Consider the following 14,382-nt stretch of genomic DNA (forward strand, 5'->3'; position numbering starts at 1 on the left):
ATAGTAATGGCGCGCCCGGGAGGACTCGAACCTCCAACCTCCTGATTCGTAGTCAGTTACTCTATCCGATTGAGCTACGGGCGCATAATGGCGGAGAGGGAGGGATTCGAACCCTCGGTACAGGTCTTTACCCGTACAATCGCTTAGCAGGCGACCGCCTTCAGCCAACTCGGCCACCTCTCCAAATTAGATGGTTTTTATCTTCAGTGCGCCAAAGCGCAATTGTTATTATACTATACTCATTTGAAAAAATCAATTTCTTTGTTTTGGTAAAATTAGCTGGCGGAGGGGGTGGGATTCGAACCCACGGCTCCCGGAGGAGTCACTGGTTTTCAAGACCAGCTCCTTAAACCGCTCGGACACCCCTCCGCAAAAGCCTGCCGAAAAGTAGCGACAGACTAAATAAGAGTATAACATATGCATTTTTTATTTGTCAATCTGGATGAATGTTTGCTTTTAGCCAATTTTATCTATACCCATATAAGGCTGTAACGCCTCAGGTACTGATACTGTTCCATCTTCCTGTTGATAATTCTCTACAATAGCAGCGAGCGTTCTGCCGACAGCTAAACCAGATCCGTTTAAAGTGTGTATATATTGCGACTTACCCTTTGCCGGTCTGTATTTTATATCTGCTCGCCTGGCTTGAAAGTCTTCAAAATTACTGCAAGAGGATATCTCCCGATAAGTATCATAACTAGGTAGCCATACTTCTATGTCATAAGTTTTTGCAGCTGAAAAACCCAGGTCTCCGCCACAAAGATTTACCACTCGATAAGGTAAATTCAGCTTTTGTAAAATTGTTTCTGCATTATTTAACAGCCTTTCCAATTCTTCATAAGAATTTTCAGGTTTGCTAAACTTGACTAATTCTACTTTATTAAACTGATGTTGTCTAATTAATCCCCTGGTATCTCTTCCGTGAGCACCAGCTTCCGCCCGAAAACAACCACTATATGCCGTATGATAAATGGGCAGTTTTTCCTCATCAATTATTTCTTCTCGATAAAGATTAGTCACTGGGACTTCAGCAGTAGGAATTAAGTACTGCTCTTTATTTTCCAATTTGAACATATCTTCCGCAAATTTTGGCAGTTGTCCCGTTCCCACCATGGAGTCACGATTTACAATAAACGGTGGGAAAATTTCAATATAACCATGTTCTTTAGTATGGGTATCCAACATTAGATTAATCAACGCTCTCTCTAATCTCGCACCCATTCCTTTCAAAAAGGTAAACCTGGCTCCGGAAACTTTAGTTCCTCTCTCAAAATCAATAATATCTAAAGCTTCCCCTATATCCCAATGAGCCTTGGGTATAAATGTAAATTCCCTTATTTTTCCCCAGACACGTATTTCTTCATTATCATCTTCACTGACACCCGACGGAACCGACTGATGGGGAATATTAGGTATCGATAGCAATTCGTTTTGCAGTTTTTCCTCGGTCTCTTTAACAGCTTCGTCAATTGCCTTGATGCGTTCTGACACCTGCCGCATTTGCACAATCATTTCTTCTGCGTCGTCCCCGGCTTTTTTTCTTCGCCCAATCTCCTCTGATACCTTATTTCTATTGTGTTTTAACTCTTCCACCTCGCCGAGCAATGACCGTCTTTTTTCATCTAACAGCAAAAACTTATCTAGTGATAACTTTGCTCCTCTTTTACTTAATCCCGCATTGACCGCATCAGGATTAGAACGTACAAATTTTAAATCCAACATAGTTAATCACCCCTTAATAAAAATAAACCCCCATCCCTGTAAAGGGACGAGAGTTTTCCCGCGTTGCCACCCTGTTTAACCACAGATAATACTGTAGTTCACTTAAACATCATAACGGCAAATTACCGGAACGCCTACTAAATTCGGCAGTTCACTCCGGAGGGGATTCGACCAGCAAAGAATATCGTTTCACACCAGCCAACGATTCTCTGAAATTCCAGCATAGCCTACTATTCTCCATCATCACTTTAGTTTGTAAAATTGTTACAATGATTATATAACAGATAACCTTCCTAAGCAAATCCTTTACAAACGAACATATTTAACGTCTAACACTCCGTCTATTTTTGCAAGTTCTTTTATTGTCTTAACAGGCACCTCGGAATCTACGTTTAAAAACATTACGGCCCTGCCGCCAATATTTTTTCTACCAACCTGCATACCGGCAATATTTATATCATGCTGACCGATAAGATGCCCCACCGGGCCAATAATTTTGGGTTTATCAATATGAGGAACGACCAGCATATGGCCCTGGGGCACAGCATCAACTGTAAATCCGTCTATGCGTACAATCCGGGCGTCGTGTTTACCAAAAAGTGACCCGCTGATTGTTTTGGTACATTTCTCAGTCTCTACACTGACAGTAATCAGATTTGCATAATCATCCAATTCAACAGATTTATTTTCCGATACGGAAATTCCTCTGCTCTGCGCTATCAGCGGTGCATTCACATAATTAACAGCGTCCTTTAAAATTGGCCGCAATAAGCCTTTTAAAAATGTGTTGGTTAACGATGTCACATTATATTGGGCAATATCACCATTATACTTAATCTCCACTTTTTTGATATGGCTATCTACTAATTGGGAAATAAGTTTTCCCAACTTTTCTACTAGCTCACGATAAGGATTTAAAATATGCTGTAACTCTGGTTTAATAGACGGTATGTTAACCGCATTCTTTACTAATTCCCCTTTTAATGCCTGAATTATTTCCTCCACTACATCAATTGCTACATTAAGTTGTGCTTCTTCTGTGGACGCACCCAAATGAGGCGTTACTACTACATTTTCTAAATCAAATAAAGGGCTTTTGGTTTCTGGTTCGTTTTCAAAAACATCTACCGCTGCTCCGGCTATTTTTCCTTCCTTTAGCGCCTCGTACAATGCCTGTTCGTCAATAATACCACCCCGGGCGACATTAACAATTTTAACCCCAGGCTTCATTTTTTTAATCTGTTCCCCACCAATCAAATGATAAGTTTCTTCGGTCAGAGGAAGATGAATGGTTAGAAAATCAGCATTTTCAATCACACCATTAAAATCAGATAGTTCCACACCCATTTGTTTTGCCCGCTCCTCGGAAATATATGGGTCATACGCCAGCACATTCATTTCAAAGGCCCGGGCCCTACTAGCCACGCCGCTGCCGATTTTTCCTAAACCGATGATTCCCAATACCTTATTTCTAAGCTCAACGCCGGTAAACTTCTTGCGTTCCCAGAGGCCTTGTTTGAGCAATTCATTAGCTTTGGGTATGTTCCGAGCAAAGGCCAACATCATCGCTAGAGTATGTTCTGTAGCGGCTATCGTATTCCCTTCCGGCGCATTAACCACCACAATTCCCTTTTCCGTAGCTGCATCTACATCTATGTTATCAATTCCCACACCCGCTCTACCAATAATTTTTAAGTTACGCGCTTTTTCAATAATATTACGAGTCACCTTTGTTTGACTACGTACAATCATGGCATGATATTCATCAATGAAGCCGCATATTTCTTCCTCTGATTTCTTTGTTCTTACATCAACGTGGAAACCCGCCTCTTCTAGCATAGCCACACCTTTGTCTGCAATCGGATCACTAATCAATACTCTCATACTAAACTCTCCTCTCTTAAATACCTTTTATACTGCGACGACATCATCTTAACAAAATCTATCCCTTTAATTTAAAATTCCTTACTTTAACAGTTCTAAAGAACCACTGCGTCATTTATTTCCATAGGTTGTACATATCCCAGATGGCCTATACGGGACAGTAATCACAGGTACCTTTATAACTAAAAAACTCTCACCCCTTCCGAAATGGAGGGACGAGAGTTTCCCGCGGTACCACCCTTATTGGCCAAATAAAATTCGACCCGCTCGTACGCATGTTAACGGCCATGAACCGGACAGGTTTAATAGCAGAAGCTATTTTTATTGCCTGTCACTCCGAGGTGCCTTTCATTGCCTTAACGGGTTGGTTCACAGCCAACACCAACTCTCTGAGAACCGTTGGGACAATTACTTCTCCTCGTCATCGTATTTGTGCTTATTTAATTAGAAAGGCTTGCCAACTTGTTGGCTTAGTCACACTTATGAGTCAAAAATTATAATTTCTGACATGTACAAGAAATATTAATAGATATAATACCTTAGACTAAAGAAAAATTCAAGCATTAATTTAGTTTTTTCATTTCATGATCAAGAATAATGTGCATAGCGTGCGACCATAAAAGAGGTTCTGCCACAGGCCCCCATTTTTTAACCCAGCTTTGGCATTCAGGGCAATCAGTATCAGTCACCTGTTCAGGTAAGTTCTGTTCCCTGGAATGTCCCTCAATCCATTCTTGATAAACCTTCGCTTTGCTAAGTTTACCTATACGAGCATAGTACCAACCTAGCCAAGCGGTCAGAGGCAGCCACGCACCACCTCCGTAATATTCATCACTAATATAACGTTTTATCCCGCCTTTAAATAATAAACTTCTTTCAATTTCCTCTATGGTGTGTCTCATCACCCGATTGTCCAAGGTTACAACCTCAAAAGGTAAAGCCAGCCATATTAAACTAGAGTCAATTGTTTTGTTCCATCTATCTTTTACAAAATGCCCATTATCAATGTAGCTATGTTCTATCTCTTTTAAAATTAAATCAAGTATAGCTTCAATGTTTTTTTTCTGAATTTTATTTAAAAATCCCTGCTCAGTTTGTGATTTCAGGCCTCCGTACAAAGCTGCCAAAGTCACTGCATGTACTCCTTCACACTCTTCCCAACAATCTAAGCAGCTGGTATGCCAAAAGCGGATTAGATATTCAATTACCACTTTAACTGCCCATTCGCTATCTTCTAAATATGGAGAATTTACGTATTTTTTCCGAAACTGACCTAACGCCCAGAGATAAGTGCCGTACCCATCTAACTGAAAATTCCCCCAGGGTTCTGTCCCTTCATATCCGTCCATTGTAAAACGAGTGTGTAGCAGTTGGTCCGGATGTAATTTTACTCCTTGGTTATACAAAGAAATACTTTTAAACACCTTGTCCTGATAACGCTTCACTACCATACCTGTCCAATTAAAGAAATCTGCTGCTGCTTTCTCTTCGCCGGCCAATATCAGAGCATAGGCAATAAACGAACCATCCCTGAGCCAGCAGTATTGATAAGGCGGAAAATTTGGCGCTGCTGGAAACGCTCCTGATTTATCTTGATGTGTTAAAAGAACTTTTTTGCTAATCTCAGCATCAATCATCAAAATTCCCTCCTTTAAAATCTTTCCCTTAATCCTGTTAAAAAATTAAACCCCGCACATTAAAATAATGTACAGGGTCACTGATGTTTTTTCTTACAAATTTTCCTTTACCATTTTCAAAAAATAACTATGAACACGATCATCTTCTGTAAGCTCTGGGTGAAAAGCACAAGCTAAAAAATTCCCTTGTCTAGCCATGACAACTTTTTCCTCCACCTGAGCCAAAATGCCAACCTGCGGTTCCATATTCTTAACATATGGTGCTCGAATAAAAACAGCATGAAAGGGAACTCTACCAATCGCATTTATGTCTAAATCCACTTCGAAACTCTCTACCTGGCGACCAAAACCATTGCGCACTACCGATATATCCATAAATCCCAAACGTGGTTGTTCAGAACCAATAATATCCTTGGCAAGTAAAATCATGCCCGCACAAGTTCCCATTATAGGGATTCCCTTAGCGGCTAATTCCTTAATAGGTTCCATTAATTTATAGCGATTAAGCAGCTTCCCAATAGTCGTACTTTCTCCACCTGGAATTATTATTCCATCAACATCTTTCAAATGGTGCGGAAGGCGCACTTCTACGGCTTCCTCTCCCAATCTTTCAATTGCCCATTTGTGTTCACGAAATGCTCCTTGCATTGCTAAGACGCCTATTCTCATTTACGTTACTCTTCCTTTCCATCGAAATACCCGTTTTACCAACCGCGCTCCTGCATTCTTTCGTTAGGTTGAATTGAGGATATTTCTAAGCCGGGCATAGCCTCACCTAAACCGCGAGATACCTCTGCTAGAACTTTTGGTTCGTTATAATGTGTTGTTGCTGCTACAATAGCTTCTGCCCTGGCTGCCGGATCATTTGACTTAAATATACCGGAACCAACGAAAACACCGTCACAACCTAGCTGCATCATTAAAGCCGCATCTGCCGGGGAAGCAATGCCTCCTGCCGCAAAGTTAACAACAGGCATTCTGCCTAATTCTTTAACTTGTAACAGTAGTTCATAAGGTGCATTCATTTCTTTAGCTGTAGCCATTAATTCATCTTTTGGCATACCTTGAACACGCCGAATCTCAGACATGACTTTACGCATATGCCTAACTGCTTCTACCACATTTCCGGTGCCCGGTTCTCCCTTGGTACGGATCATTGCTGATCCTTCTCCAATTCTGCGTAAAGCCTCACCGAGGTTTCTGCAGCCGCATACAAATGGAACCTTAAATTGACTTTTATCTATATGGAAATCTTCATCTGCCGGGGTGAGTACCTCACTTTCATCTATATAATCTGCTCCCAATTCTTCAAGTATTTGTGCTTCTACAAAATGACCAATACGAGCTTTAGCCATTACCGGAATAGTAGCCACGTCCATAATACGCAGGATCACTGTGGGGTCTGCCATCCGAGCCACGCCTCCCGCAGCGCGAATATCTGCGGGTACTCTTTCCAGCGCCATAACAGCACAAGCACCGGCTTTTTCCGCGATTTTTGCTTGTTCTGGCGTAGTAACATCCATAATCACTCCACCTTTTAACATCTCCGCTAATCCTTTTTTAACTTTCCATGTGCCCTTTTTAGACAATATTAACTCCTCCTTATGTATATTACATTTTGGTGATTGTCGACTAATATAAGTAATTCCAACTTAAATTTTTAAACCATTGTACTACATTTTAACTAAAACAACAAATATAAACCAGATGGAAAACCTTTCCTTTTGGAGATATTCCAAAGGGGAACTTATCAGTCATCTTTTGTTTCTTTTATCACTACTTTAGCTACAGAAACGATTTTATCGCCTTCATCTAACCTCATCAAGGTTACCCCTTGCGTAGTTCTGCTTAATTTTGATACTCCTTCCACTGCAATACGTATAACTACACCATCGGTATTAATCATCATCAACTCTTCTCCCACTGTAACCAACTTGATAGTAGCCAGTCTGCCGTTGCGTTCACTGCGTCGATAGGCTAATAGTCCTTTTCCACCTCGGGACTGAACACGATATTCTTTAATATCAGTTCGTTTACCGAACCCCTTTTCAGTAATTACCATCACGTCAGCATCTTCTTTGACAATTTCCATACCTACTACCTGATCATCGCCGGATAAATTAATACCCTTAACACCTCTCGTAGCGCGACCAGTACTACGAACTTCTTCTTCATTAAATCGAATGGACATTCCTTCCTTAGTACCTAAGAGTATATCCTCTTTGCCTGTTGTCATCCTAACCCCAATTAACTCATCGTCGTCCACTAAATTTAAAGCAATCAGTCCATCCCGACGAATTGAATCATATTCTTCTAATAAAGTTTTTTTAACAAGCCCATGTTTGGTAGCCATAAGCAGGTAATGATTTGCTTGAAAATCTTTAACTGGAATTACTGCACTAACCCATTCATCTTTATTAAGATAGAGTAGATTAATCAATGCAGTTCCTTTTGCCTGTCTGCTGGCTTCCGGAATTTCGTGACCCTTCAGGCGATACACTTTACCTTGGTTAGTAAAGAATAACAAATGATGATGGGTAGTAGTAATAAATAATCGTTCAACAAAATCCTCATCACGGGTTGTAATACCGGAAATACCGCGGCCTCCCCTTCTTTGACTACGATAAGTCGTAACCGGTAATCTTTTGATATAACCACGATGTGTCATGGTAATAACTATATCTTCCTCGGCAATTAAATCTTCTACATCTAAGGAATCTTCTTCAGCATCAAACTGAGTTCTTCTTTTATCAGCATATTTTTGTTTTATTTGCTCTAATTCTTCTTTGATCAAACTCATTACTAGTCTAGGATTATTAAGTATTTCTGTATAATAAGCAATCTTTTTAATTAATTCTTTATATTCTTCTTCTATTTTTTCTCTTTCAAGTCCAGTTAATCGCTGCAAACGCATATCCAAAATTGCTTGAGCTTGTTTTTCACTAAAGTCGAACTTACTCATTAGAGCTTTCTTCGCAATGTCCGGATTATCAGATGTTTTAATAGTATTTATCACTTCGTCTAGTTTATTTAATGCAATCTTTAAGCCTTCTACAATATGTGCTCTGGCTTCAGCCTTCTTCAATAGGTACTTGGTTCTACGAATGATTATTTCTTTTTGATGTTCTAAATAATGAAAAAGAACTTCCCGTAGGTTTAAAACCTTTGGTTGCCCATCTACTAAGGCAAGCATGATTATACCGAAAGTCTCCTGAAGTTGAGTATGTTTGTATAGTTGATTAAGCATTATATTGGGATTTATATCTTTACGCAATTCAATAATGACACGCATCCCAGTACGGTCTGACTCATCTCTCAAATCTGTAATACCTTCAATTTTTTTATCTCTAACTAACCCAGCAATTTTCTCAACTAATCTCGCTTTATTAACCTGATAGGGTAATTCAGAAACCATAATCCTCATTTTTCCATTAGCCATTTTTTCAATTAGAGTTTTTGCTCTAATTTTAATAATACCCCTACCGGTGGTATAAGCCGACTTAATTCCTTTTCGCCCCATAATTATGCCGCCGGTAGGAAAATCCGGTCCTTTCACAACCATCATTAACTCCTGAGCTGTAATGTCTGGATTTTCAATCATCATAACCAATGAATCAATAACCTCTCTAAGATTATGAGGAGGAATATTTGTAGACATACCTACTGCAATTCCAGAAGACCCATTTACTAACAAATTTGGATACTTTGAAGGTAGAACAACCGGTTCTTCCATTGTTTCGTCATAATTTGGTGCAAAGTTTACTGTATCTTTGTCTATATCTTTCAATAATTCCATAGCAATCTTAGACATGCGAGCCTCAGTATAACGCATAGCTGCAGCGGCATCACCATCTACAGAACCAAAGTTACCATGACCGTCTATCAATTGATAACGAGTAGAAAAATCTTGGGCCATCCGAACCATAGTGTCATAGATGGCAGAATCACCATGAGGATGATAACGGGCCATAACATCCCCAACAACCCTAGCAGACTTTTTATGAGGTTTATCAGGCGTAATTCCTGAATCATACATAGCATAAAGAATCCGGCGATGGACAGGTTTTAACCCATCCCTGACATCTGGCAAAGCTCTACCGACTATTACACTCATGGCATAATCAAGGTAGGAATTTTTCATTTCCTCTTCAATATTTATCGGTACAATTTTACCGTGAGTATATTCATTCATAAGTGGTACCTCCTAAAATTAACTGCATTCTTTAAAAAAATTACTATTAAATATCCAAGTTACGTACCTGTTGAGCATTGACCTGGATGAATTCTTTTCTAGGTTCTACCTTATCCCCCATCAGAATAGTAAAAATTGCGTCAGCTTTAACTACGTCCTCTAAGGATACTTGCAATATTGTCCTGGATTCCGGATTCATGGTTGTTTCCCATAGTTGTTCCGGGTTCATCTCACCAAGGCCTTTGTACCTTTGAATACTAAAATTAGTCCGCCCAGTTTCTTTGAAAAATTTATTTAACTCTTTATCACTATAAAAATAATGTTCTTCTTTACCTCTCTTCAATTTATAGAGAGGTGGCTGGGCAATGTATACATAGCCTGCTTCCACTAGTGGCCTCATATATCGATAAAAGAATGTTAATAACAATGTTCTAATATGGGCACCGTCCACATCAGCATCTGTCATAATAATTAACTTATGATACCTTGCTTTTTCGATGTCAAAATCCTCATCTATGCCGGTACCCAATGCAGTTATCATGGTTCTTATCTCAGCATTGTTCAATATTTTATCCAAACGTGCTTTTTCTACATTAATAATTTTACCTCTCAATGGTAGTATAGCTTGAAATCTTCTATCCCGCCCTTGTTTTGCCGAACCTCCTGCGGAATCCCCCTCGACCAAATACAACTCTGACATGGATGCATCTTTAACCGAACAGTCCGCAAGTTTTCCCGGAAGTGCAGTAATTTCCAACGCATTTTTTCTTCGAGTAAGTTCTTTGGCCTTCCGGGCTGCTTCTCTAGCCCGTGCTGCATGAACACTCTTTTCAACTATTTTTTTGGCTATTGCAGGATTTTCTTCTAAAAAGGCCGACATGTTTGATCCCAAAAACGAATCCATTATACCGCGCACTTCGCTATTACCCAATTTTGTTTTAGTCTGGCCCTCAAATTGCGGATCTTTAACTTTTACACTAATAACCGCGGTCAGACCTTCTCTTATATCCTCACCACTAAGATTGCTATTATTTTCTTTAAGTATATTATGTCTACGTGCATAATCATTGACAACTCTTGTAAGTGATGTTTTAAAACCTACTTCATGAGTACCACCCTCATGAGTGTTAATATTATTTGCAAAGGAGAAAATATTTTCAGTGTACCCATCATGATATTGTAAGGATACTTCTAATTGTACATCGTCTCTTTCAGCTTCAAAATAAAGTGGTTTGGAATGGACAACATTTTTGTTTTTGTTTAAATGATTTACGAAATCTATGATGCCGCCATTATGTAAAAATATCTCTTCTTTGCCACTGATTTCATCCGTTAATGTTATCCTTACGCCTTTATTCAAGAAAGATAACTCACGGAGTCTATTAACCAAAGTATCGAATTTAAAGTCTAATTCCTCAAATATTTCGTCATCTGGTTTAAAAGATATTTCAGTACCAGTTCCTTTAGACTGTCCAACTATCGAAAGTTTGGAAGCGGGTTTTCCCCTTTCAAAGCGTTGATGATGAATACTTCCGTCCCGCTTAACCTTTACTTCCAGCCAAGTCGATAACGCATTAACAACTGACATACCTACACCATGTAAGCCGCCTGCCACCTTATACCCATTACCACCAAATTTGCCACCGGCATGTAAAATAGTTAGTGCCACTTCTACAGCGGGTTTTCCAGTTTTTTTGTGAATATCTACGGGAATACCCCGGCCATTATCTTTCACAGTAATAGTATTATCATGATGTATGGTAACTTGGATTTTATCACAATACCCTGCCATTGCTTCGTCAATGCTATTATCTACTAATTCATATACTAAATGATGTAAACCTCTGGAACTGGTACTACCAATATACATTCCAGGACGTTTTCTAACTGCCTCCAGCCCTTCCAAAACTTGAATTTGGTTGGCATTGTAATCCTGATTATTTAATTTTTCAGCCATTTTAAAACCTCCAATACTTAATTCATCAATAAAATATTATACCATAAAAACATATGTTCCCACAATTTTCCTCCTTAGATTTCTTATGAAATATTCTAAACGATAGTAAAATGTCTAATGGATGACATCTCTAAAAAATCTTATTTTGGGTTTTCCTATTAGTCCATTAATGTTCTATTTTTTCCATTTAATTAAATTTCTAACGAAAAAAACCGTGGTTTAGCCACGGTTAGACGGGTTGATTTTTTACAGTAGACCTTTTTTGCAAAGTAAGAGAGGAAATTGAAGAAAGATAAACCTTCTTTTCTGTAATAATAAATGATTTTGGCTCCATTTCATTTTCAAGTTTTTCCAATAATCCTTCTACAGAAGCTAATTCGACAAATTCGTCTGTTATTAGAGATTTATCTACATTATCGTAATCAATAATAGCTACAATTTCTTTTTTATTAATTAAAACATCGCCGCCAATATGGAGATACACTACTTTTCCCTCCTAAAAATTTACTGACCCATTATCTACTTTATATATTATCCCTTGGTCAGTCAATTCCTTCGTAAGCCCGCTCAAATCTGTTCCAGTAATAAATGTTTGTATTCTGTCTATAACCTTATCCATTAAAAATGTTTTCCTATGATTGTCTAATTCGGAAAATACATCATCTAGTAAAAGTATAGGATACTCACCTATTTCACTTTTTATATATTCTAATTCCGAAAGTTTTAAGGCTAATGCAGCAGTTCGTTGTTGTCCTTGGGAACCGAAGGACCTAATATCAATCCCATTTATCGTAATTATCATATCATCTCTATGCGGTCCCACTAATGTAATTCCTTGGTAATATTCTTCATTATTTTTTTCTTTTAAAGACTGAATATACATCTCTTTCAACACTGAAAGAGAAACATCAAACCCAATATTTTTAACACTAGAAACATATTTTAGTTCAAGGTTTTCAAATCCATTAGTGATTTTTCTGCATACCAATCTAGATAGTGGTTTAAGCTTTTCTATAGTGTCTAGTCTCTTTTTTATTAACTGGCTTCCTAAGTGAATTAGTTGATTCGTCCATACATCAAATTGTTCACCTTTCAAACCCCTTTTAAGGTTATTATTCCTTTGAAGAAGAACACGCTTAAAATCCGCCAAGATGCTATTATATTGAGGACTTACTTGAGAAATTTCATTATCAAGAAATTGGCGCCGTTCTCTGGGACCTCCCTTGACTAGCATTAAGTCTTCCGGGCAAAATAAAACCGTATTAAAATAAGTGCTAACCATGTTATTTTTTTGTAGTTTATTGTTATTAATAAAAAATTCTTTTTTACCTTCTTTTAAGATTACTTCTGCTTCATAATCAATATTATTATTGTGAATCATTGCTTTAATAAGGGCATCGCTTTGATCCCAGCGAATAAGGTCAATATCTTTGTTTGTTCTATGGGACTTTCCCGTTCCAAGAATATTAATAGCTTCCAAAATATTACTCTTGCCCTGGGCATTATTCCCAACTATAATATTGATTTTGTTATGCCATTCCAGCTTTATTAAATTATAATTACGAAAGTTTTTTAATAATAAGTCTTTAACTAACAAATGGTACACTCCTAGCCATGGAAGCAAATCAAAATTGAATCATTTTCAACCGTCACGACATCGCCTGGAAATATTTTTCTAGTGCGTTGGGTAGAATTTTCACCGTTAACTTTTACCAACCCTTGCTGGATAATCGTTTTTGCTTCTCCACCGCTAGAAGTGATGTCTGCCCATTTAAGGAGTTGGTCGAGTCTAATTAATTCACTCTTTATATAAACCTCGCGCATAATGCCCCTCCGAATCTTAGTCTATACTGTTCTTATTGGTAGAATTAGATATAGATAGTTATCCTTAGTAACTGGTTTAATAATTCCGGGACTCAATGTCCCGCTTAGCTCTAAATAAACTTCCTCGTCATCTACAACTTTGAGTACATCTATCAAATATTTTGAATTAAAAGCAATTTTAATTTCTTCACCTTCAATATAAGCAGGTACTTTCTCATGTAGTTTACCCACATCGGGACTATTCATATTAATTATTAAACTGTTTTCTGAAAAAGAGATTTTAATTACATTTGCCTTATTGCCACCTTCATCACCTGCTAATAATGATGCTCTTTCTACCACTTGAAGAAATGTTTTAGTTTCTAGTCTAACTTTTGTAGAATATTCTTTTGGAATAACCTGCTTATAATCAGGAAATTGCCCTTCAATTAATCGGGAAATTAAGGAAATATTATCTATTTTAAATAATACCTGGTTTTTATCAAAGGAAATAGTTATGGACTCTTCATCATTAATAAGGCGGCTAACTTCAGTAAGTGTCTTACCGGGGATAATTTCCAATCTAGATGACAGCCCTTTTTCTAAGACACCGGTTCTACATGATAAACGGTGAGTATCAGTCGATACTAATCGTAATTGGTTTTCATTTATTTCTGTGAGTATACCTGTGAATACGGGGCGGGATTCATCTTTTGATACGGCAACGGATACTTGGCGAATCATATGTTTTAAAAGATCTCCTGGTACGTTAACAGCATCAGTATCAGATAAAGATGGTAATATGGGGAACTCTTCTGGATCGAAACCATTTATAACTACTTGAGAATCCCCATAAATTATATTTGCTGCATTTTGATTAGTCTCAAAGGTAATAGGTAAGTCCGGTAATTTTCTTACTAATTCAGAAAAGTATTTTGAAGGTAGTACTATGCTGCCTGGTTCAATGATATCAGCTTTTATTGAACATTTTATACCCATTTCCAAATCAGTGGCCTTGAGAACTATCTCATCATTATCGGTTGTTTCTAAGAGAATGCCACCTAAAATGGGCATAGTATTTTTTGTTGAAACGGCTCTTTGAACAATTTGTACGCCTTGTACAAGATTTGATTTGTCACACTGAAATTTCATAGTTATGCCTCCCGCCGTATTATTATTATATTTTA

11 protein-coding genes, 3 tRNA genes and 2 other annotated features are annotated in these 14,382 nt (G+C 38.0%); all 14 genes read right to left on the reverse strand.

Annotation, left to right across the window (positions count from 1 at the left end; genetic code table 11):
• Window positions 1–7: 7 nt before the first annotated feature.
• The 14 genes from MFMK1_RS01580 to dnaN all read right to left on the reverse strand — a co-directional run bounded on the left by MFMK1_RS01580 (window position 8) and on the right by dnaN (window position 14,347).
• Window positions 8–84: transfer RNA gene (locus MFMK1_RS01580), tRNA-Arg, on the reverse strand.
• Between the two features lie 4 nt (window positions 85–88).
• Window positions 89–183, reverse strand: a tRNA-Ser gene (locus MFMK1_RS01585).
• Window positions 184–280: 97 nt separating this feature from the next.
• Window positions 281–369: transfer RNA gene (locus MFMK1_RS01590), tRNA-Ser, on the reverse strand.
• Window positions 370–456: 87 nt separating this feature from the next.
• On the reverse strand, window positions 457–1,722 hold the full coding sequence (gene serS, locus MFMK1_RS01595) for a serine--tRNA ligase (RefSeq protein WP_366923425.1): 1,266 nt from the start codon (window positions 1,720–1,722) through the stop codon (window positions 457–459).
• 39 nt (window positions 1,723–1,761) lie between these two features.
• Window positions 1,762–1,975, reverse strand: a binding site (T-box leader).
• Between the two features lie 53 nt (window positions 1,976–2,028).
• A complete protein-coding gene (gene serA, locus MFMK1_RS01600; RefSeq protein WP_366923426.1) occupies window positions 2,029–3,606 on the reverse strand; it encodes a phosphoglycerate dehydrogenase in 1,578 nt (525 codons plus the stop codon).
• A 208-nt stretch (window positions 3,607–3,814) separates the two neighbouring features.
• Window positions 3,815–4,040, reverse strand: a binding site (T-box leader).
• 129 nt (window positions 4,041–4,169) lie between these two features.
• A complete protein-coding gene (locus MFMK1_RS01605) occupies window positions 4,170–5,243 on the reverse strand; it encodes a glycoside hydrolase family 15 protein (protein WP_366923427.1) in 1,074 nt (357 codons plus the stop codon).
• A 93-nt stretch (window positions 5,244–5,336) separates the two neighbouring features.
• Window positions 5,337–5,912, reverse strand: coding sequence for a pyridoxal 5'-phosphate synthase glutaminase subunit PdxT (gene pdxT / locus MFMK1_RS01610; RefSeq protein WP_366923428.1), 576 nt, complete (start codon window positions 5,910–5,912; stop codon window positions 5,337–5,339).
• Between the two features lie 35 nt (window positions 5,913–5,947).
• Complete coding sequence (gene pdxS / locus MFMK1_RS01615; RefSeq protein ID WP_366923429.1) at window positions 5,948–6,832, reverse strand: pyridoxal 5'-phosphate synthase lyase subunit PdxS; 885 nt, start codon at window positions 6,830–6,832, stop codon at window positions 5,948–5,950.
• A gap of 161 nt (window positions 6,833–6,993) precedes the next feature.
• Window positions 6,994–9,435 carry a DNA gyrase subunit A gene (gene gyrA, locus MFMK1_RS01620; RefSeq protein ID WP_366923430.1) on the reverse strand — a complete coding sequence of 814 codons (2,442 nt, stop codon included), beginning with the start codon at window positions 9,433–9,435 and terminating at the stop codon, window positions 6,994–6,996.
• 46 nt (window positions 9,436–9,481) lie between these two features.
• Window positions 9,482–11,392 carry a DNA topoisomerase (ATP-hydrolyzing) subunit B gene (gene gyrB, locus MFMK1_RS01625; RefSeq protein WP_366923431.1) on the reverse strand — a complete coding sequence of 637 codons (1,911 nt, stop codon included), beginning with the start codon at window positions 11,390–11,392 and terminating at the stop codon, window positions 9,482–9,484.
• A 229-nt stretch (window positions 11,393–11,621) separates the two neighbouring features.
• Entirely contained in the window at window positions 11,622–11,876 is a 255-nt protein-coding gene (remB, locus tag MFMK1_RS01630) for an extracellular matrix regulator RemB (protein WP_366923432.1), read from the reverse strand.
• A 12-nt stretch (window positions 11,877–11,888) separates the two neighbouring features.
• Window positions 11,889–12,989: a DNA replication/repair protein RecF gene (gene recF, locus MFMK1_RS01635; protein ID WP_366923433.1), complete on the reverse strand. Its 1,101-nt coding sequence runs from the start codon at window positions 12,987–12,989 to the stop codon at window positions 11,889–11,891.
• A gap of 11 nt (window positions 12,990–13,000) precedes the next feature.
• Window positions 13,001–13,216 carry an RNA-binding S4 domain-containing protein gene (locus tag MFMK1_RS01640; protein ID WP_366923434.1) on the reverse strand — a complete coding sequence of 72 codons (216 nt, stop codon included), beginning with the start codon at window positions 13,214–13,216 and terminating at the stop codon, window positions 13,001–13,003.
• Between the two features lie 21 nt (window positions 13,217–13,237).
• Entirely contained in the window at window positions 13,238–14,347 is a 1,110-nt protein-coding gene (gene dnaN / locus MFMK1_RS01645; RefSeq protein ID WP_366923435.1) for a DNA polymerase III subunit beta, read from the reverse strand.
• Between the last annotated feature and the right edge of the window lie 35 nt (window positions 14,348–14,382).

The organism is Metallumcola ferriviriculae (assembly GCF_035573695.1).
Taxonomy (GTDB): domain Bacteria; phylum Bacillota; class JADQBR01; order JADQBR01; family JADQBR01; genus Metallumcola; species Metallumcola ferriviriculae.

What these genes read in the sequence shown, in the direction of transcription:
- MFMK1_RS01640 (WP_366923434.1), bottom strand. Translation starts at nt 13,216, where the DNA reads ATGCGCGAGGTTTATATAAAGAGTGAATTAATTAGACTCGACCAACTC.
- pdxT (WP_366923428.1), bottom strand. Translation starts at nt 5,912, where the DNA reads ATGAGAATAGGCGTCTTAGCAATGCAAGGAGCATTTCGTGAACACAAA.
- serS (WP_366923425.1), bottom strand. Translation starts at nt 1,722, where the DNA reads ATGTTGGATTTAAAATTTGTACGTTCTAATCCTGATGCGGTCAATGCG.
- serA (WP_366923426.1), bottom strand. Translation starts at nt 3,606, where the DNA reads ATGAGAGTATTGATTAGTGATCCGATTGCAGACAAAGGTGTGGCTATG.
- MFMK1_RS01605 (WP_366923427.1), bottom strand. Translation starts at nt 5,243, where the DNA reads ATGATTGATGCTGAGATTAGCAAAAAAGTTCTTTTAACACATCAAGAT.
- gyrA (WP_366923430.1), bottom strand. Translation starts at nt 9,435, where the DNA reads ATGAATGAATATACTCACGGTAAAATTGTACCGATAAATATTGAAGAG.
- dnaN (WP_366923435.1), bottom strand. Translation starts at nt 14,347, where the DNA reads ATGAAATTTCAGTGTGACAAATCAAATCTTGTACAAGGCGTACAAATT.
- gyrB (WP_366923431.1), bottom strand. Translation starts at nt 11,392, where the DNA reads ATGGCTGAAAAATTAAATAATCAGGATTACAATGCCAACCAAATTCAA.